The organism is Micromonospora sp. MGP-C2 (assembly GCF_057766525.1).
In genome coordinates, this window is record NZ_JBYMEN010000002.1 from 3,414,051 (window position 1) to 3,431,884 (window position 17,834).

Annotated in this window: 19 protein-coding genes; 8 read left to right on the top strand and 11 right to left on the bottom strand. The window is 73.0% G+C overall.

What is annotated here, in order from left to right:
- The first annotated feature begins 1 nt into the window (after position 1).
- From AC3CF1_RS15370 to AC3CF1_RS15390, 5 genes are all read left to right on the top strand, one after another.
- Positions 2–820: an ATP-binding cassette domain-containing protein gene (locus AC3CF1_RS15370; RefSeq protein ID WP_088950175.1), complete on the top strand. Its 819-nt coding sequence runs from the start codon at positions 2–4 to the stop codon at positions 818–820.
- A complete protein-coding gene (locus AC3CF1_RS15375) occupies positions 817–2,079 on the top strand; it encodes a sugar ABC transporter permease (RefSeq protein WP_354824014.1) in 1,263 nt (420 codons plus the stop codon). The genes AC3CF1_RS15370 and AC3CF1_RS15375 overlap by 4 nt, the downstream gene beginning before the upstream one ends.
- 22 nt (positions 2,080–2,101) lie before the next feature.
- Positions 2,102–3,283: an ROK family protein gene (locus AC3CF1_RS15380; protein WP_396687143.1), complete on the top strand. Its 1,182-nt coding sequence runs from the start codon at positions 2,102–2,104 to the stop codon at positions 3,281–3,283.
- Between the two features lie 19 nt (positions 3,284–3,302).
- A complete protein-coding gene (locus tag AC3CF1_RS15385; protein ID WP_088950178.1) occupies positions 3,303–3,599 on the top strand; it encodes a DUF1707 SHOCT-like domain-containing protein in 297 nt (98 codons plus the stop codon).
- 125 nt (positions 3,600–3,724) lie between these two features.
- Positions 3,725–4,468: a DUF4142 domain-containing protein gene (locus AC3CF1_RS15390; RefSeq protein WP_354982907.1), complete on the top strand. Its 744-nt coding sequence runs from the start codon at positions 3,725–3,727 to the stop codon at positions 4,466–4,468.
- A gap of 31 nt (positions 4,469–4,499) precedes the next feature.
- Here the strand turns inward: AC3CF1_RS15390 and AC3CF1_RS15395 are convergent, their stop codons facing one another.
- From AC3CF1_RS15395 to tsaB, 4 genes are read right to left on the bottom strand one after another with little or no spacing between them, the layout of a single operon-like run.
- The gene (locus tag AC3CF1_RS15395; RefSeq protein ID WP_053660576.1) at positions 4,500–4,754 is read right to left on the bottom strand and encodes a hypothetical protein; all 255 of its coding nucleotides are present in this window, start codon (positions 4,752–4,754) and stop codon (positions 4,500–4,502) included.
- A 14-nt stretch (positions 4,755–4,768) separates the two neighbouring features.
- Positions 4,769–5,815: a tRNA (adenosine(37)-N6)-threonylcarbamoyltransferase complex transferase subunit TsaD gene (gene tsaD, locus AC3CF1_RS15400; RefSeq protein ID WP_088950181.1), complete on the bottom strand. Its 1,047-nt coding sequence runs from the start codon at positions 5,813–5,815 to the stop codon at positions 4,769–4,771.
- Complete coding sequence (rimI, locus tag AC3CF1_RS15405; protein ID WP_488450711.1) at positions 5,808–6,290, bottom strand: ribosomal protein S18-alanine N-acetyltransferase; 483 nt, start codon at positions 6,288–6,290, stop codon at positions 5,808–5,810. The genes tsaD and rimI overlap by 8 nt, the downstream gene beginning before the upstream one ends.
- Positions 6,287–6,964 (bottom strand): tRNA (adenosine(37)-N6)-threonylcarbamoyltransferase complex dimerization subunit type 1 TsaB, encoded by a 678-nt coding sequence (tsaB, locus tag AC3CF1_RS15410; protein WP_488450712.1) that lies wholly within the window; start codon positions 6,962–6,964, stop codon positions 6,287–6,289. Before tsaB ends, rimI begins: the two co-directional genes overlap by 4 nt.
- A gap of 360 nt (positions 6,965–7,324) precedes the next feature.
- On the opposite strand from tsaB, the gene AC3CF1_RS15415 reads away from it, so the two are divergent.
- On the top strand, positions 7,325–8,029 hold the full coding sequence (locus tag AC3CF1_RS15415) for a helix-turn-helix domain-containing protein (RefSeq protein ID WP_354982904.1): 705 nt from the start codon (positions 7,325–7,327) through the stop codon (positions 8,027–8,029).
- A 58-nt stretch (positions 8,030–8,087) separates the two neighbouring features.
- On the opposite strand, the gene AC3CF1_RS15420 is transcribed toward AC3CF1_RS15415, so the two are convergent.
- The 6 genes from AC3CF1_RS15420 to AC3CF1_RS15445 all read right to left on the bottom strand — a co-directional run bounded on the left by AC3CF1_RS15420 (position 8,088) and on the right by AC3CF1_RS15445 (position 13,526).
- A complete protein-coding gene (locus AC3CF1_RS15420; RefSeq protein ID WP_141911135.1) occupies positions 8,088–8,789 on the bottom strand; it encodes a uracil-DNA glycosylase in 702 nt (233 codons plus the stop codon).
- Positions 8,790–8,855: 66 nt separating this feature from the next.
- Positions 8,856–9,338, bottom strand: coding sequence for a tRNA (adenosine(37)-N6)-threonylcarbamoyltransferase complex ATPase subunit type 1 TsaE (tsaE, locus tag AC3CF1_RS15425; protein ID WP_141911136.1), 483 nt, complete (start codon positions 9,336–9,338; stop codon positions 8,856–8,858).
- Positions 9,335–10,438: an alpha/beta fold hydrolase gene (locus AC3CF1_RS15430; RefSeq protein WP_088950187.1), complete on the bottom strand. Its 1,104-nt coding sequence runs from the start codon at positions 10,436–10,438 to the stop codon at positions 9,335–9,337. Before AC3CF1_RS15430 ends, tsaE begins: the two co-directional genes overlap by 4 nt.
- Positions 10,435–11,553, bottom strand: a complete 1,119-nt coding sequence (gene alr, locus AC3CF1_RS15435) for an alanine racemase (RefSeq protein ID WP_354982902.1) — start codon at positions 11,551–11,553, stop codon at positions 10,435–10,437. The genes AC3CF1_RS15430 and alr overlap by 4 nt, the downstream gene beginning before the upstream one ends.
- An 80-nt stretch (positions 11,554–11,633) precedes the next feature.
- Positions 11,634–13,103 carry an NAD(P)H-hydrate dehydratase gene (locus AC3CF1_RS15440; protein WP_354982901.1) on the bottom strand — a complete coding sequence of 490 codons (1,470 nt, stop codon included), beginning with the start codon at positions 13,101–13,103 and terminating at the stop codon, positions 11,634–11,636.
- A 54-nt stretch (positions 13,104–13,157) separates the two neighbouring features.
- Positions 13,158–13,526 (bottom strand): holo-ACP synthase, encoded by a 369-nt coding sequence (locus AC3CF1_RS15445; protein WP_141911139.1) that lies wholly within the window; start codon positions 13,524–13,526, stop codon positions 13,158–13,160.
- 175 nt (positions 13,527–13,701) lie between these two features.
- Here AC3CF1_RS15445 and AC3CF1_RS15450 point away from each other — a divergent pair, with 175 nt between their 5' ends.
- Positions 13,702–13,998 (top strand): hypothetical protein, encoded by a 297-nt coding sequence (locus tag AC3CF1_RS15450; RefSeq protein ID WP_354982900.1) that lies wholly within the window; start codon positions 13,702–13,704, stop codon positions 13,996–13,998.
- Positions 13,995–15,611 (top strand): alpha/beta hydrolase, encoded by a 1,617-nt coding sequence (locus AC3CF1_RS15455; RefSeq protein ID WP_488450713.1) that lies wholly within the window; start codon positions 13,995–13,997, stop codon positions 15,609–15,611. Before AC3CF1_RS15450 ends, AC3CF1_RS15455 begins: the two co-directional genes overlap by 4 nt.
- Here the strand turns inward: AC3CF1_RS15455 and glmS are convergent.
- Complete coding sequence (glmS, locus tag AC3CF1_RS15460) at positions 15,598–17,511, bottom strand: glutamine--fructose-6-phosphate transaminase (isomerizing) (RefSeq protein ID WP_088950192.1); 1,914 nt, start codon at positions 17,509–17,511, stop codon at positions 15,598–15,600. The genes AC3CF1_RS15455 and glmS overlap by 14 nt on opposite strands.
- Positions 17,512–17,834 lie beyond the last annotated feature (323 nt).

The following is a 17,834-nucleotide window of genomic DNA, read 5'->3' on the forward strand; positions in this document are numbered from 1 at the left end:
CGTGTCCGCGACCCCCCTGCTGGAACTCCGCGGGATCGACAAGAGCTTCGGTCCCGTCCAGGTGCTCCGCGACGTCGCCCTGACCGTCCACCCAGGCGAGGTGACCGCACTGGTCGGCGACAACGGCGCCGGCAAGTCGACCCTGGTGAAGTGCATCAGCGGCATCCACCCCACCGACGCCGGAGAGTTCCTGTTCAACGGTGAACCGGTGCACATCGGCAGCCCCCGCGACGCCGCCACGCTCGGCATCGAGGTCGTCTACCAGGACCTCGCGCTCTGCGACAACCTGGACATCGTGCAGAACATGTTCCTCGGTCGGGAGAGGCGCAGCGGCATCGTCCTGGACGAGCCGACCATGGAACAACTCGCCGCCGAGACCCTGGCAGGGCTCTCCATCCGCACCGTCACGTCGCTGCGCCAGCACGTGTCCAGCCTCTCCGGCGGCCAGCGCCAGACCGTGGCGATCGCCAAGGCGGTGCTGTGGAACAGCAAGCTGGTCATCCTGGACGAGCCGACCGCGGCGCTCGGCGTGGCACAGACCGCGCAGGTGCTCGAACTGGTCCGCCGCCTCGCCGACAACGGCCTGGCCGTGGTGCTCATCTCGCACAACATGAACGATGTCTTCGCCGTCTCCGACCGGATCGCCGCGCTGTACCTCGGCCAGATGGTCGCCCAGGTGAAGACCACCGACATCACCCACGCCCAGGTGGTCGAGCTGATCACCGCCGGGCGCTCGGGCGGGCTCGGCCTCGCCACCGACCCGGGCAGCAACGGCGACGGCCCGCAGGCGGCCGACTCGATCTCAGGAGGCGTCCGATGACCACCACCGCCGTGCGGAAGGACGGCCCGGCGGCCGTCACACCGACGCCGACCGTCGGGGGCCACGTCCGCAACTACCTGAGTCGGGTACGCGGTGGCGACGTCGGCGCGCTACCAGCTGTGCTCGGCCTGATCGTGCTCTGCACCGTCTTCGCGATCATGCGGCCGTCGTCGTTCCTGTCGGCCGGCAACTTCGCCAACCTCTTCACCCAGGGTGCGGCGGTCACGCTGATCGCGATGGGCCTGGTCTTCGTGCTGCTGCTCGGCGAGATCGACCTCTCCGCCGGCTTCGCCAGCGGCGTCTGCGCGGCGGTGCTGGCCAATGTGGTCACCGTGCTCGGCTATCCCTGGTGGGTCGCGGTGCTCGCCGCGGTCGCCACCGGTGTGGTCATCGGCACCACGCTCGGCCTGCTCGTCGCGAAGATCGGTGTTCCGTCCTTCGTGGTCACCCTCGCCGGCTTCCTCGCCTTCCAGGGCGTCGTGTTGCTGCTCGTGCAGGAGGGCACCAACATCTCCGTCCGCGACGAGGTGCTGGTCGCCATCGCCAACCGCAACCTCGCCCCCGCGCTGGGCTGGGCGCTGACCGCCGTCGCCGTCGTGGGCTACGCGGCGGTGCAACTGCTACGCCACCGCAACCGGGCGGCACGTGGTCTGATCACCGACCCGATCGCGGTGGTGGCGCTGCGGATCGCCGGGCTCGCCGTCATCCTCGGCACCGCGGTGTACGTGCTAAACCTGGAGCGCAGCCGCAACGTCCTCATCGTCTCGCTCAAGGGTGTGCCGATCGTGGTGCCGATCATCGCGGTGCTGCTGGTCATCTGGACCTTCGTGCTGCAGCGCACCAGCTACGGCCGGCACATCTACGCCGTGGGCGGCAACCGGGAAGCGGCCCGCCGGGCCGGCATCGGAGTCGACCGGATCCGGATCTCCGTCTTCGTGATCTGCTCGTCCATGGCCGCCATCGGTGGCATCGTGGCGGCCAGCCGGGCCAACTCGGTCGACCCGAACACCGGGGGCAGTAACGTACTGCTCTACGCGGTGGGCGCAGCGGTGATCGGCGGCACCAGCCTGTTCGGTGGCAAGGGCCGCGTCTTCGACGCCGTGCTCGGCGGCGCGGTGGTCGCGGTCATCGAGAACGGAATGGGCCTGATGGGATACACCGCGGGAGTCAAGTACGTGGTCACCGGTGTCGTACTGCTGCTCGCGGCCAGCGTCGACGCGCTCTCCCGCCGCCGCGCGGCAGCCACCGGCACCCGCTGACCGCGCGGGAGGTAGCACCAGCATGCGCCCAGGACCGAGCCAGGATGACGTCCGACGGCAGAACCTCGGGGCTCTGCTTAGGCACGTGCACGTCCACGGGGCGACCACACGCGCCGAACTGACCACCACGCTGGGCCTCAACCGCAGCACCATCGGCGCGCTCACCGCCGACCTGTCCGCGGTGGGGCTGGTCAGCGAAGGCGCGCCGAAGGAGACCGGCCGGGCCGGGCGACCGTCACTTGTCGTCCGGCCCGAGTCGGCACGGGTCTACGCGTACGCGTACTCCGTGGAGGTGGACCGGCTGCGCGCCGCCCGGGTCGGTCTGGGTGGCGCGGTCCTGGACCGCCGGGACCTGGACCGACCGCGCGGGCTGCTGGCCGCGGAGGCCGCGCCGCTGCTGGCCGGGGCGGTCAAGGAGATGCAGCAGCTGGTGCCGGCGGACGCGATCTGCGTCGGCGCCGGCGTCGCGGTGTGCGGCATGGTCCGCCGGGACGACGGCCTGGTCCGGCTCGGCCCCACCACCGGCTGGGTGGACGAACCGATCGGCTCGGCCCTCGCCGACGAGTTGGGCATCGACGTACCGGTCACGGTGGGCAACGTGGCCGACGTCGCCGCGTTCGCCGAGCACGCACGGGGTGTTGCGGCCGGTTGCGACAACGTCCTCTACCTGTACGGCGACGTCGGCGTGGGTGCCGGCATCATCGCCGGTGGACGTCGGCTGACCGGGCACGGTGGGTACGGCGGCGAGGTCGGCCACATGAAGGTGGTCCGCGACGGCCGGCCCTGTGAGTGCGGCTCCCGGGGTTGCTGGGAGACCGAGATCGGCGAGCACGGTCTGCTGCGCGCTGCCGGACGTTCCGACGCCCGGGGTCGCGACGCCCTGCTGGCCGTCTTCGACGCCGCCGACCGGGGCGACGCCCGGGCCCAGACGGCGGTCCGCCAGGCCGGCGACTGGCTCGGCTTCGGCGTCGCCAACCTGGTGAACATCTTCAACCCCGAAATGGTCATCTTCGGCGGCACCATGCGCGACCTCTACCTCGCGGCGGCGGCCCAGATCCGCAGCCGGCTCAACTCCAACGCGCTCGGAGCCTGCCTGGAGCACGTCCGGCTGCGCACGCCCAAGCTGGGCGCGGACGCCCCCCTGATCGGGGCCGCCGAGTTGGCCTTCGAACGACTCCTCGCGGACCCCCTCGACGTGGGCTGATCCGCGTACGCTGTCCGGCGTGGATGTCGAGCTGCGCGCCTCCGACGACGACCGCAACCGGGTGGTCGCCGAGCTGCACCGGCACACCGCAGCGGGCCGGCTGACCCTCGACGAGTTTTCCGACCGGGCGGGTGCAGTCTGGACGGCACGCACCCTCGGTGACCTGGCCGCGCTGACCCGCGATCTGCCGGCACTGTCCGACCCGCCCGGCGACCGCGACACCGTCGGGCACGGGCACCGCGAGCTGCTGATGCTCTTCGCCGCCGCGGCGCTCACCCTGCTGCTGCTCGGCGGCTTCCTCGCCATCACCCGCTGATCCCCGTCGCCAATCGGTGAACTGATCGCGCGATCAGTCCGTATCAGTGGGCGGACGGGCAGCCGGGAGCGTATGGCTGTCCGGTCCAGACGCGTTTCGGTCCGGACCGAGGAGGCACCACAGACATGGCACCGCTCAGATCCGCCCATCGCCGGCTGGGCACCCGGACCCACCGAGCGGCGCTGCTGCTCATCGCGATCGTCGCGGGGATCGGTGTCCTGCCCGGCGTGGCCATGGCCGCGCCCGCCGGCGGCGGGCAGCAGCTCAACGCCGCCGACATGACACTGCTCAACGGGGTACGGCTGGCCGGGCTGTGGGAGATGCCAGCCGGTCAGATGGCCGCCGAGAAGGGGCAGTCGGCCAAGGTACGGGAGATCGGCGCCGGCATCGCCAGCGAGCACCAGAAGCTCGACGAGCTCGTGGTCGAAGCAGCTAACAAGTTGGGCGCGACGATCCCCAGCGAGCCGACCGCCGAGCAGAAGGGCTGGCTGGCGGAGATGCAGAAGGCGTCCGGCGCCCGGTTCGACCAGATCTTCGTCACCCGGCTCCGGGTCGCCCACGGCAAGATCTTCCCGGTGATCGGCGCGGTCCGCGCCAGCACCCGGGACGCCACCGTCCGCAAGCTCTGCGACGACTCCAACGGCTTCGTCATGCACCACATGCAGATGCTGGAGAGCACGGGCCTGGTCCGCTGGCCGGAGCTGCCCCCTGCGGCGCTGCCCGCCCCCGGTGACGACGGCCTGTTGGCCGCCGCAGCGGCCAACGCCGGCCCGCAGGTCGGGGTCAGCAGCACAGTCGTCTGGCTGGTCTTCCTCGCCGCGCTGGGCACCGGTGGAATCGCCACCTACCGGATGCTGCGCCGCAGCTGACCGTCGGCGATGACCTCGTTGGTGGCTCGCGTCAGCGGTCGACCTGGGTGAAATCCCAGGAGTGCGGAGCGCGAGCCACCAGCAGGGCAGGCGGATCGGGCAGCGGTCGCGGGTTGCTGCGCCACTTGGAGATGACCACCACGCGGTGGTCGGTGGAGGAGAAGACCTCGCTGGAGACGTGCAGCGGGTCGTGCTCCAACTCGGGCAGAGCGGTGTCGCACACCCAGGTGATCAGGTCGGCGACGCCGTACGCCTCGGCGCGCGCCTCCCACATCCGCACGATCATGTCCGCCGCCCCCGTCACACGCTGACCGTGGTCAACGGCAGTGCCGAATCGGCAGGCAGGTCCAGTCGGCTCGGCGCGACCCCAGCGGCGACCAGGTGCGAACCGAGCGCGGCCACCATCGCACCGTTGTCGGTGCAGAGCTTCGGACGGGGCACCCGGACCCGGATGCCGTACTTCTCGGCCCGCTGCTCGGCCATCGCCCGCAGCCGCGAGTTCGCCGCCACTCCCCCGCCGATCACCAGGGTGTCGATGCCCTGAGCGCGGCAGGCGGCGAGTGCCTTGCTGGTCAGGACGTCACAGACCGCCTCCTGAAAGGACGCGGACACGTCGGCCACCGGCACCGGCTCACCGGCACGCTGACGCGCCTCGACCCACCTTGCCACCGCCGTCTTCAGGCCGGAGAACGAGAAGTCGTACCGGTGGGCGGCGAGATCCTTGGCGGCGGTCAGGCCGCGTGGGAAGGCGATCGCGGCGGCGTCGCCGGCCCGGGCCTCCCGGTCGATGGGCGGGCCGCCCGGGAACGGCAGCCCGAGCAGCCGGGCGACCTTGTCGAACGCCTCACCGGCGGCGTCGTCGATGGTGGCGCCCAGCGGGGTGACGCCCCGGGCCAGGTCGTCGACGAGCAGCAGGGACGAGTGACCGCCGGACACCAGCAGCGCGATGGCGGGTTCGGGCAGTGGGCCGTGCTCAAGGGTGTCCACCGCGACGTGGGCGGCAAGATGGTTCACGCCGTACACGGGCTTCTCGGCGGCGAGCGCGTACCCCTTGGCGGCGGCGACACCGACCAGCAGCGCACCGGCCAGACCAGGCCCGGAGGTGACCGCGATCGCGTCGATGTCGGCCAGGGTGACGCCGGCCTCGGTCAGGGCCCGGTCCATGGTGGGCACGATGGCCTCCAGGTGTGCCCGGCTGGCCACCTCGGGCACCACACCCCCGAATCGGGCGTGCTCCTCGACACTGGAGGCGAGTGCGTCGGCCAGCAGGGTGTGCCCCCGCACGATGCCGACGCCGGTCTCGTCGCAGGAGGTCTCGATACCCAGGATCAGCGGTTCGTCAGCCATGGTCGTGTGGTCCGTCCCCGGTCGGCTCGGCGTCGCGCCGCATGACCAGCGCGTCGGTGTTGCTCGGTTGGTAGTAGCCGCGCCGCACCCCGATCGGCTCGAACCCGTACGTCGCGTAGAGCCGCTGGGCGGCGGCGTTGTCCACGGCGACCTCCAACAGGGTGCTGCGGGCATCCCGCCGGGCCGCCTCGGCGAGCAGTTCCTCCAGCAGGACGCGGCCCACGCCCCGCCGCTGGGCGTCCCGGTGCACGGCGATGTTCTGCACCCACACCTCGTCTGGAGGAGCCCCGGCGAGGCCGGCGTAACCGAGCACCGCGCCATCCCCGTCGACGGCGACCCGGTAGTGGTGCCCGTTGGCCAGCTCGTTCCAGAACATGGCCGGCGACCACTGCTCGGCGCCGAAGAGGTCCGCCTCGATCGGCAGCACGTCGTCGATGTGCCACCAGCGGAACGGGACGAGCCGTACCGCTGTCATGGCAGGACCGGTTTGCGGCCGACAGCCGCCACCGCGTCGGGACGGCGCAGGTAGAGCGGGGTGAGCCGCTCGCTGGACGCACTCGCCCGGATCCGCTCGGCCGCGAGCAGCGCCAGCACGGTGGCGTCCGGGTACCTGGGCTCGACCCGCACGGGCAGGTCCAGGATCTCGGCGTACCGGTGTGCCCCGTCCCCGACCGCGATCGTCGCGCCCAACTCCCGGGCGCGCGCGGCGGCCACCGACGGCGTGGACACCTCGGGCCCGACGATCCGCTGGCCCGCACCGTCGTAGACGGCCCAGTAGAGCTCCTTGCGCCGGGCATCGCTGGCGGCCAGCACCGGCTCGCCGGACGCCGCCGGGTAGCCGATGGCGTCCAGCGAGCAGACGCCGTACGTGGGGATGCCGAGCACCTGACCCATCGTCGCGGCGGTGACCAGGCCGACCCGCAGCCCGGTGAACGGACCCGGGCCGAGCCCGGCGACGATGGCGCTCAGGTCCCGTGGGCGCGCGTGGGCGTCGGCGAGGACCGCGTCCACCTGGGGAGCGAGCAGTTCGCCGTGCGCGCGGGCATCGACCGTGCACCGGTGCGCCCGGGACACGACACCGTCCGCCGAGACCTCCACCAGCGCTGCGGTCACCGCAGGGGTCGAGCTGTCCACCACGAGTACGAGCACGGTTAGCCAGCCTAGCCGCCCCGCCACCGCCCCCCGGTCACGCCCCGCCCCGGTCACCGCCCCCAGGCCCGTCCCGCCCTACCGCGATCCTCCGGACGCCCCGCCCACCCGCACCCCGCAACCCCGCCGGGCGGCGAAGCGGCCGGGGAGCGAAGCGCCGGGTGCGACGACGCCACATTTCCTTTTGAGCGTGATGCCTGTGAGTCATCAAGATGACTCACAGGCATCACGCTCACTGGGATGAGGCCCACCGCCAGCCGCCAGGCCATCGACCGGGGCGGTCCTCGGCCCGATCAGCGGCGAGTCGTCAATATGCCGCAGAGGTATCGCCAGCATCTGACCCTGGTCCACCATGCGGGGATGCCATCCACTCGCCTTGTCACCCTTCTCGGCGCTACCGTGCGGCAGCAACGACACCTGCGCGAGCTGAGCCAACGTCAGTTGGCCGCGCTGGCCGGGGTCAGCCAGGCTGCCGTGGCCAGGATCGAACGTGGCGAGCGTGCGCCGACCATCCCGGTGCTGGAACGGATGCTCACTGCGATGGATGTGCAGCTGGCCGTCGGGGTGGAGCCGCTGGACGCGCACCTTGACGCCCGGATGGACGACCTGGCCGCTCGGCCGCTCGCCGAGCGGATCGACGAACTGGGCCTGGATCGGCTGCTGGACCGGCTCAGCGATCTCCCGCAGGTCCTCACCGGGAGCACGGCTGCCCTGTTGCAGGGTGCGCCGGTGCCGGTGGACGCGCTGGAGATCGCCGTGCGGTGGCAGGACTCGAAGGTGTTGACCCGTTGGCTGGAAAGGAACTACGGGCAGCGGTGGAACGCTCGCTTCGGCGAGTTCGGCGGTGTGTGGCTGGAGCCCGAGGAGCCGGGCGAGCACCGTTGGTCGACCCGGCACGGCGAGATCAGGGCCACGATGTGCGACGAACTGCCCGAGACGATCGAGGTGCGCCACGGCGGTCGGGGTTACCAGGTGGTGCCGCTCGTCGAATTGGAGCTGACCGCGCCGCGCGCCGGCGAGCTGTTGCGCCGCTACCGTGACCGGCAGCTGGCCAGCGGAAGCTGAGCCACCTGCCAGCCACGCCAACAGCAGGGCGGTGACCGGGAGCCGCGGGCCGCAGAGGTCAGCCGGCGGTGCGCTCCCAGTCGATGGTGGGCAGGCCGGCGTCGGCGAGCGCCTTGTTGGCCGCGCTGAACGGGCGGCTGCCGAGGAAGCCACGCGGGTTCATCGGGCTGGGGTGGCCAGCCTCCAGCACGACGTGCTGCGGGTTGGTGACCAGGGCCGCCTTCTTGCGGGCGTAGCCGCCCCAGAGCAGGAAGACCACCCGGTCCGGCGAGGCGTCAAGTGCCCGGATGGTCGCGTCGGTGAACTCCTCCCAGCCGGCGTTGGCGTGCGAGCCCGGGGTGGCCTGACGGACGGTCAGCACCGCGTTGAGCAGCAGCACGCCCTGGGCGGCCCACCCGTCGAGGTTGCCGCTGCGCGGCTTGGGAACGCCGACGTCCTCGCCCAACTCCTTGAAGACGTTGCGCAACGACGGCGGCACCGTCACTCCGTCGCGGACGCTGAAGCTCAACCCGTGTGCCTGCCCGGCGCGGTGATAGGGGTCCTGCCCGAGGATCAGCACCCGGGTGCCCTGCGGCGGGCAGAGCCGGTAGGCCGAGAACAGGTCCTCCAGGGGAGGGAAGACGGTCTGCGTCGCGTATTCCCGAGCGACGAACTCGGCCAGCGCGGCGGTGCGCGCCGCATCCAGGTGTGGGGTGAGCACGGCACGCCACTGCTCCGGCAGCAGGGCCAGCAGATCCAGGGCGGGGGCGTCGTCGGGCATCAGGAACCTCTCACACAGCGCGGGTCGGTCCCCGCACTCTAGGCATCGGGTACGACAGCGGCCGCCCTAGCCCAGGCCGGCGAGCCGACGGGCCCAGTCGCCACCGATCGGGTCCAGCTCGACGATGCGGGTGTCGTCGTCGCGGCGGTCGATCCGGACACGCAGGTGCGCGTCGACCAACTGCTCCACCAGGCCCTCACCCCACTCCACCACGGTCACCGAGTCCTCGACCGATGCGTCGAGGTCCAGGTCGTCGATCTCGGCGCGGGGGTCGGTGGCGGCGCCCAGCCGGTACGCGTCGGCGTGCACCAGGGCGACCCGGCCACCCCGGGCCGGATCGGGGCGGTGCACCCGGGCGATCACGAACGTCGGCGAGGTGATGTCGCCGAGTACACCGAGCCCGGCGCCGACACCCTGGGTGAGCGCGGTCTTGCCGGCGCCCAGCGGGCCGGTCAGCAGCACCAGGTCGCCGGCGCGCAGCAGCCCGGCCAGGCGTCGGCCGAACTCCCGGGTGTCCTCGACGGTCGGCAGCTTGACGACGTGACTCACCGTTCCTCCGGCTCTGCGAGTGATTCGAGGAACCGCGCGAGCGCGGCGTTGACCTCGTCGGCGTGCTCCAGCATCACCACGTGTCCACTGTCCTTGATCTTGACGAACTCGGCGTGCGGCAGCCGCCGGACGATCTCCTCCGAGTGGGTCACCGGAGTGATCATGTCCTTGTCGCCGACCACCACCAGCACCGGCGTCGCGGCCAACGCCGCGAGAGCCGGGAAGCGCGAGTGGGTGGCCAGGGTCCGCAGGTAGCGGGTCACCGTGTCGGCCGACGTCCGGGAGTTCATCGTCTCCACGTAGGACACCAGCGACGGGCTGGGTTTGCGGGTGCCGAAGCCGTACTTGCGGGTCAGCAGCCAGGCCACGTTCGACGTCGACTTGCGGGCCTTGTCGATCACCGGCCCGCCGTACCGGGTGGCGTTGCTGACCATGTACAGCACCGGGCCGCCGACCCGGCCGAGCAGCGCGGGCGCAACCAGCTTGGTTTCGGCGATGAGCCCGCCCGAGGTGGCCATCAGGACCGTGCCCACCACCCGGTCACCGAACAGCTCCGGGAACAACTCGGCGAACGCCATGATGGTCATGCCGCCCATCGAGTGACCGACCAGCACCAGCGGCCCGTCCGGGGCGGTGCGGTCGATCACCTGGCGCAGCGTCCGGCCGAGCACCGCGAGGTCGTACTCCCCGGTCTCCAACCGGCCGGACCGACCGTGACCGGGCTGGTCGTACGCCACGACCCGGTAGTCACCTCGGGCCGCGAGCATCTGACGCTGGAAGTGGAACGTCCCCATGTCCAGGCAGAAGCCGTGCACCAGCACCACCGTCGGATGCCCCGGCACCGGCCTGGTCGGCTCGACCACCTCGACGTGGATGTCCGTGCCGTCCGGCAGCTCCAGACGGAACGCCTCGTCGTACCGCTGCTCGCCGAACGCCTCGTGCGCGTAGCGGTCGGCCGGGTCTGCCTTGAGCCGGCGGACCAGGGTGCGCTCGGTCGCGACGCCGGCCGCCAGGCCCGCGGCCGCGACCCCGACCGCGGCCCCGAGGATCCCCGCGACCCGGCCCGCCGCGGTCCGCGGACGCGGAATGCGGTAGCTCATGGCCGCTCGCCGTCATAGATCCGAGGCACGCGTGTGCTGCCGAACCGGGTGACGATCTCGTAGTTGATCGTGCCGACCGCCTCGGCCCAGTCGTCGGCGGTCGGCTCGCCGTCGACACCACTGCCGAACAGGGTCGCCACGTCGCCGTCGGCCACCGGGTCGTCCCCGCAGTCAATCACGAACTGGTCCATGCAGACCCGTCCCGAGATCGTCCGCCGTGCGCCGGCGAGCTGGACCGGGCCGGTGTTGGACGCGTGCCGGGGAACCCCGTCGGCGTACCCGAGCGGCACCACGGCCAGGTTCGCGTCCGCCTCGGTGGTGTAGGCGTGCCCGTAGGAGACGCCGGTGCCGGCGGGCACCCGCTTCGTGAGCATCACCCGGGCGCGTGCGGTCATCGCCGGCCGCAGCCCGTACGTCTCGCCGGCCACCGGGGAGAGCCCGTAGATGGCAAGGCCGGGGCGAACCAGGTCGAAGTGGGTGTCCGGGCGGGTCAGGGTGGCGGCCGAGTTGGCGAGGTGCCGCCAACGCGGGCGCAGCCCGGCCCGCTCGACCATGGCCAGCCCTTCGTGGAAGACGGCCAGTTGGCGATCAGTGGTGGGGTGGCCGGGGCTGTCCGCGTACACGAAGTGGCTCCACACGCCGACCACCTCGACCAGGCCGTCGGCCTGCGCCTTCGCGGCAGCGTCCAGCAGCGCCGGCCAGTCGGCGACGGTCGCCCCGCCCCGCGACAGCCCGGTGTCGATCTTCAGGTGCAGGCGGGCGGGGCGCCCGGCGAGTCGGCTCGCCTCGATCATCTCGTCCAGCTGCGGCAGACTGGCCGCGCCCAGGTCCACCCCGGCGGTGACCCCCTCGTGCAGCGGCAACCCCGGCGCGAGCAGCCAGGCCAGCACCGGCACTGTCACTCCGGCCCGCCGCAGGGTGAGCGCCTCGTCGAGGGTGCAGACACCGAGCCAGTCCGCGCCGGCGTCGAGCGCGGCGCGGGCGGCCGGAAGCATGCCATGGCCGTACCCGTCGCCCTTCACCACCGCCATCAGCTCGGCGCTGGTGCCGGAGCGGAGCCTGCTCACGTTCTCGCGGATCGCGTCAAGATCGACGCGTACCTCGGCCTGCCACATACGCCCAGCCTACTTTCCGCCGTGATCACCGGGGGCGGCGACGCACGCCCCCGGACGACGACCCGGCCGGAACGGGCCGATCAGCCCAGCCGGGCGACAACCGGGCGAAGTGCGGTGACCACGTCGGGCGCGGTCACCGGCCCACCCCGGGCCGCCTCCCGGCCGGCGAGCCCGTGCAGGTACGCGGCCGAGGCGGCGGCCCGATCGGCGGGCACCCCGGCCGCCAGCAACGAGCCGAGCAGCCCGGCCAGCACGTCACCCGTGCCGCCGGTGGCCAGCGCCGGGGTGCCGGTCGGGTTGACGTACGCCCGGCCGTCCGGCGTGCCGATCACCGTGCGGTCCCCCTTGAGCAGCACCACCGCGTTCATCCAGGCGGCCAGCCGCAGTGCGGAGCCGACGCGGTCGGCGCCGGGCTCCTCCCCGCACAGCCGGGTGAACTCCCGGTCGTGCGGGGTGACCACGATCGGCGCGTCCCGCCCGCGCAGCCGGTCGGCGAGTGAGCCGTCCACCAGCAGGGTCAGCGCGTCGGCGTCGAGCACCACCGGCACCGGGGAGGCCAGCACGGCGCGCAGCTCGGCCGCCGCGTCCTCTCCGGTGCCCAGGCCGGAGCCGCAGACCCAGGCCTGCACCCGGCCCGCGTCGGCGACCCGCCCACTGGCGATCACCGAGGGGTGCTGGTGCAGCACCTCGGCCCGGGCACCGCCGGCATAGCGGACCAGGCCCGTCGGCCCGGCCAGAGCGCCGCCGACGGAGAGCACCGCCGCGCCCGGGTAGGTCGCCGAGCCGGTCGACACCCCCACCACGCCCCGGCTGTACTTCTCCGACGCCGGGCCCAGCTCCGGCCACCAGTCGACCAGGTCGGACCACTCGGTGACCCGCAGCGCCGGAGAGCCTCGCAGCCACGGACGCAGCCCGATGTCGACCAACTCCACCTGCCCGGCCAGGGCGGCTGCCGGCCCGACCACCAGTGCGGGCTTGAGCGCGCCGAACGCCACCGTCACGTCGGCGCGGACCGCTGTCGGTCGGCCGGACGCGGACAGCGGCACGTGGCCGGTGTCCACAGCGACCCCGCTCGGCACGTCCACCGCCAGGATGGTGGCGCGCTCGCCGTCGCGCCCACGCAGCTCGCCGAGGCGTTGGACCACCTCGTCCGCGCTCGCCCGCAGCCCACCGGTGCCGCCGATGCCGACGATGCCGTCCAGGACCAGGTCGACCGGGCCGGCCGGCTGCGGCACCAGCCGGCCACCGGCCGCTCGCAGGGCGGCCAGCCCGGCGGCGTGCGCACGCCCGGGGGTGAGCAGCAGGGCGGACACCTGGACTCCCCGGCGGGCCAGCCGCTCCCCCGCGTACAGGGCGTCGCCACCGTTGTCACCGGAACCGACCAGCAGCAGCACCCGGGCGCCGTAGACCCCGCCCCGCTCGGCGAGCAGCAGCGCGGCCCGGCGGGCCAGCCCGGCGGCGGCCCGCTGCATCAGCGTCCCGTCCGGCAGCGTGCCCATCAGCCCTGCCTCGGCCGCCCGTACGTCGGCCACCCGCCACACCGATCTCATGCCACCGTGTCCCATTCGTTCGCGGGTGGACCGTGTCGGCCCGCCCAGCCGACGTCACCGTTCCGCGACCACCATCGCCGACGCGATCCCCCCGTCGTGCGACAACGAGAGATGCCAGCGGTTGACCCCACGCGCGTCGGCCGCCGCCGCGACCGTGCCGGAGACGGCGAGCCAGGGACGGCCGTCCGGGTCGGGCACGATCTCGCAGTCGTGCCAGCTCAGCCCGGCCGGAGCGCCGAGCGCCTTGGCCACGGCCTCCTTGGCGGCGAAGCGGGCGGCAAGGGACTCCGGCGATCGCGGGGCACCGGCGCGCGTGTGTCGCTCGGCAGTGGTGAAGAGCCGGTCGGCGAGCAGCGGCGTCCGTGCCAGGGCCCGGGCGAACCGGTCGACCAGGACGACGTCGATGCCGACAGCGACGATCACCACTTCACCCTACCGGCGGCCGTGGCCGCAGATTAGCCGTCGGGCCCGCGGTGGGCAACGCCTGTGGACAGGCCGGGGTACGCCTCACCGCCGGCTGTCCACAGGGCACTCGACGACCTCCGGTACACGCCTAGCGTCAGCGCGTCGATCCCGATCGTCCACGGGGGGTGTGGTCATGACCGATGAGCCGTTCGTCGTCCGGCCGGAGGAGCTGCGCGCGGTCGCCGTCGTGCTCGACGACGGGGCGCACCGGCTGGCGCTGGGCCTCGCGGGGGTGCCCGGGTTGCTGGTGACGGCACCCGAGTGGCGAGCCGGCGCGGCCCTGGCCGGGGTGGAGGCAGCCGTGCACTCCTGGTTGTGCCGGGTCGGTGCTCGGGTCACGGCGGCCTCCGCCGGGGTGCGGGCCGCGGCCGAGGCGTACGAGTCGGTCGACGACCGGGCGGCCGACCGGTTCGCCACCCTGCACCGGTGAGCAGCGTCGCCTACCGACACCTGTGGGCAGCCGATCCGAGCGGGTGGCGGGCCGCCGGGACGGCCTGGGCGGGGTTGACCGGGCTGGTCGACCGACGCGTCGGTGAGCTGCGTACGGCGGACGGGCGCTTGCGGGGCGGTTGGTCGGGCGCGGCGGCCACGGCGGCGGACGCCCGGCTCGTCGGCCTGCGTGACGAGCTGACGTCGGTCGCGCCCGTGTTGATCGAGGTCGACCAGGTGCTGGCCGAGTTGGCCGGCCGGCTGGCTGTGGCGAAGGCACGGCTCACCGATGCGGTCGCCCTGGCGGACGCGGCCGGCCTGCTGGTGGACCGCTCGGGTGGGGTGCACGTCGATCCCGCCCGGGCCCGGCCGACCGAGCGGGCCGGCGTGGTTGCGGCCCGGGTGGCGGCAGACCTGCGGGACGCACTCGACGAGGCCGGTGCCGCGGACCGGGCCGCCGCCGACCGGTTGGACGAGCTGGCCCGGGCCGCCGGCACCGGCTGGGCCTCCCCGCCACCGCCGGACCGGCCGGCCCCCGGTGCGGCGCCGACCCTGGTCCGCGCCTGGTGGGCGGGTCTGACACCGGCGCAGCGACGGTGGCTGATCGGGCACGAGCCGGCGCTGGTCGGCCGATTGGACGGGGTGCCGGTGGCCGCCCGCGACCAGGCCAACCGGCTGCGGCTCGGGGTCTGGCGGGAGGAGCTGCTGGCCGAGCGGCGGCGGTTGCTGACGCGGGTGCCGCCGGGGGCGCTCGCGTCGGTCCGGCTGCGCGGGCTGGCTGAGCGGTTGGCCGGTCTGGACACGCTGGGCGGACGACTGACGGGCGGCGCGGAGCCGCGGGCATACCTGCTGGGGCTGGATACGGCCGGTGAGGGTCGGGTGGTGCTGGCGCTCGGCGACCCGGACCAGGCCGACCGGGTGCTCACCTACGTGCCGGGGATGGGTTCCGGGCTGGACGACGCCCCCGGTGAGCTGGGCAGGGCGGCGCGGGTGCTGGACCGGTGCGCCACGCTCGCCCCGACTGAACGCAGCGCGGCGGTGCTCTGGTTGGACTACGACGCCCCGGATTTCGTGACCGACGCGGCTTTCGCAGGTCTGGCACGCGATGCCGGCCCGGCGCTGCACCGCTTCCAGGAGGGGCTGCGGGCCACCCACGAGGGGCCACCGGCCCGGCAGACCGTGCTCGGGCACAGCTACGGGTCACTGGTGGTGGGCATGGCCGCCCGGGAGCACGGGCTGGCCGCCGACGCTCTGGTCTTCGTCGGTTCCCCAGGGGTCGGTGCGTCGCACGCCGCCGAGCTGGGCGTGCCCGCCCGGGAGGTCTGGGCGAGCAGCGCTCCCGACGACGTGATCCGCGGGGCCCTTCCGGTGGACGAGATGGGCCGACGTGCGCTGTCCGGCGCGGCTCCGCTGGCCGCCGCGCTGGGCTGGCCCGACCGGACCGGCCACGAGCTGTGGTTCGGTCACGACCCGTCGGATCCCGGGTTCGGCGGTCGGGTCTTCGGCAGTGGGCGAGGAGGCCACACCGGTTACTGGGACCCGGGCAATCCCGCGCTGGACGGGATGGCCCGGGTCGTGCTGGGCCAGGTCGTTGAGGGGCCTACTCGACGGTGACCGACTTGGCCAGGTTGCGGGGCTGGTCCACGTCGTGTCCACGGGCGGCGGCGATCTCGGCGGCCAGCACCTGCAACGGCACCGTGGTGACGAGCGGGGCCAGCAGCGTCGGCGTACGCGGCACGTAGATGAGGTGGTCGGCGTACCGGACGACCGCCTCGTCGCCCTCCTCCGCGATCACGATGGTCCGCGCACCGCGCGCCCGGACCTCCTGGATGTTGGAGACGACCTTGTCGTGCAGCATGCCCCGGCCGACCGGCGAGGGCACCACGCAGATGACCGGGGTGCCCTTGTCGATCAGGGCGATCGGGCCGTGCTTCAGCTCGCCGGCGGCGAAGCCCTCGGCGTGCATGTACGCCAGTTCCTTGAGCTTCAGCGCGCCCTCCAGGGCCACCGGGTAGCCGACGTGCCGGCCGATGAACAGCACTGTCGGCTCGGACTTCAGCTCCCGGGCCAGCTCACGGACGGGCTCGATCCGGTCGAGCAGCTCGCGCAGCTTGCCGGGGATCTCCTGCAACTGCGCGACCACCGCGCCCACCTCGTCGGCGAACTTGATGCCGCGCACCTGGGCCAGGTGCAGGCCGATCAGGTAGCAGGCGACGACCTGGGTGAGGAACGCCTTGGTGGAGGCGACGGCGATCTCCGGCCCGCCGTGGGTGTAGAGCACGGCGTCCGACTCACGGGGGATGGTCGAGCCGTTGGTGTTGCAGATCGCCAGCACCCGGGCCTTCTGCTCCTTGGCGTGGCGCAGCGCCATCAGGGTGTCCATCGTCTCGCCGGACTGCGAGATCACCACGATCAGCGTGGACCGGTCGAGGACCGGGTCGCGGTAGCGAAACTCGCTGGCCAGCTCCACCTCGCAGGGGATCCGGGTCCAGTGCTCGATGGCGTACTTGGCGACCATGCCGGCGTGGTACGCCGTGCCGCAGGCCACGATGAAGATCTTGTCGACGTCGCGCAGGTCCTGGTCGCTGAGGCGGACCTCGTCGAGGGCGATCTCGCCGGTCTCGGTGAGCCGGCCGAGCAGCGTGTCGGCGATGGCCTGCGGCTGCTCCTCGATCTCCTTGAGCATGAACCAGTCGTAGCCACCCTTCTCGGCGGCCGAGGAGTCCCAGTCGATGTGGAAGTCCTTGCCGGCGGCGGGCTGGCCGTCGAAGTCGGTGATCTCGATGCTGTCACCGGTGATCAGGACGATCTGGTCCTGGCCCAGCTCGACCGCTTCCCGGGTGTGCTCGATGAACGCGGCCACGTCGCTGGCCAGGTAGTTCTCACCGTCGCCGCGGCCGACGACCAGCGGCGAGTTGCGCCGGGCGCCGACGACCGCACCGGGCACGCCGGCGTCCACCGCGAGCAGGGTGAACGCGCCCTCCAGCCGCTGGCAGACCACCCGCATGCCGGCGGCGAGCAGCTGCGGGCTGTCCGGCTGGCCGGCGGCGCGCAGGTCGGCCAGCGCGGCGGCGAGCAGGTGCGCGGCGCACTCGGTGTCGGTGTCGCTGGTGAACTGGACGCCGTCGGCCTCCAGCTCGTTACGGAGCTTGGCGAAGTTTTCGATGATGCCGTTGTGGATCACCGCGACCCGGCCGTCGGGGGCGACGTGCGGGTGGGCGTTGCGGTCGGTCGGGCCGCCGTGGGTGGCCCACCGGGTGTGCCCGATGCCGGTGGTGCCGTCACCGATGCCGATCGGGCTGGCCGCGCAGGAGGTCGGGTCGTCGGCGGCCCGCTCGGACAGCACCTTCTCAAGGTTGGCCAGCTTGCCGGCCTTCTTCTCGGTCAGCAGCCGGTCGTCGCAGACGATCGCGACGCCCGCCGAGTCGTAGCCGCGGTATTCCAGCCGCCGCAGCCCGTCGAGCACGATGCTGAGTGCGGGGCGCGCGCCCGCGTATCCCACGATTCCACACATGGCCCGCAGCCTAACCCAGTTTCACTCATGATGGGTGCTCGAAAGTCGGGTTATCAATCACGGAATCTGAGCGATCGGGGGTCGGCGGGGCGCAACGGGACGAGCGTCGCAGGCCGGGGCGGGGCCGCCCGGAGGTGACGGGGGTTGCGGCGCGCCGTCGGGTACGACAGTCTCTCGGCGGGTTCGGCGCGCCCGCCCTCGGCCCGTTCGTCCCATACCCACTCCCGCCCGGAGCAGCCATGTCCGACGCGCCCCCGCCCGATCCGTCCCCCTCCTCACCATCGGACCCGGCACCCGGCGGCACGTCGGGGTCGGCACCCGAG

What these genes read in the sequence shown, in the direction of transcription:
- AC3CF1_RS15395 (WP_053660576.1), bottom strand. Translation starts at nt 4,754, where the DNA reads ATGATCGTGCGGATGTGGGAGGCGCGCGCCGAGGCGTACGGCGTCGCC.
- AC3CF1_RS15380 (WP_396687143.1), top strand. Translation starts at nt 2,102, where the DNA reads ATGCGCCCAGGACCGAGCCAGGATGACGTCCGACGGCAGAACCTCGGG.
- AC3CF1_RS15415 (WP_354982904.1), top strand. Translation starts at nt 7,325, where the DNA reads ATGCCATCCACTCGCCTTGTCACCCTTCTCGGCGCTACCGTGCGGCAG.
- alr (WP_354982902.1), bottom strand. Translation starts at nt 11,553, where the DNA reads ATGTGGCAGGCCGAGGTACGCGTCGATCTTGACGCGATCCGCGAGAAC.
- AC3CF1_RS15450 (WP_354982900.1), top strand. Translation starts at nt 13,702, where the DNA reads ATGACCGATGAGCCGTTCGTCGTCCGGCCGGAGGAGCTGCGCGCGGTC.
- tsaD (WP_088950181.1), bottom strand. Translation starts at nt 5,815, where the DNA reads ATGGCTGACGAACCGCTGATCCTGGGTATCGAGACCTCCTGCGACGAG.
- AC3CF1_RS15375 (WP_354824014.1), top strand. Translation starts at nt 817, where the DNA reads ATGACCACCACCGCCGTGCGGAAGGACGGCCCGGCGGCCGTCACACCG.
- glmS (WP_088950192.1), bottom strand. Translation starts at nt 17,511, where the DNA reads ATGTGTGGAATCGTGGGATACGCGGGCGCGCGCCCCGCACTCAGCATC.
- rimI (WP_488450711.1), bottom strand. Translation starts at nt 6,290, where the DNA reads ATGACAGCGGTACGGCTCGTCCCGTTCCGCTGGTGGCACATCGACGAC.
- AC3CF1_RS15440 (WP_354982901.1), bottom strand. Translation starts at nt 13,103, where the DNA reads ATGAGATCGGTGTGGCGGGTGGCCGACGTACGGGCGGCCGAGGCAGGG.
- AC3CF1_RS15390 (WP_354982907.1), top strand. Translation starts at nt 3,725, where the DNA reads ATGGCACCGCTCAGATCCGCCCATCGCCGGCTGGGCACCCGGACCCAC.
- AC3CF1_RS15420 (WP_141911135.1), bottom strand. Translation starts at nt 8,789, where the DNA reads ATGCCCGACGACGCCCCCGCCCTGGATCTGCTGGCCCTGCTGCCGGAG.
- AC3CF1_RS15430 (WP_088950187.1), bottom strand. Translation starts at nt 10,438, where the DNA reads ATGAGCTACCGCATTCCGCGTCCGCGGACCGCGGCGGGCCGGGTCGCG.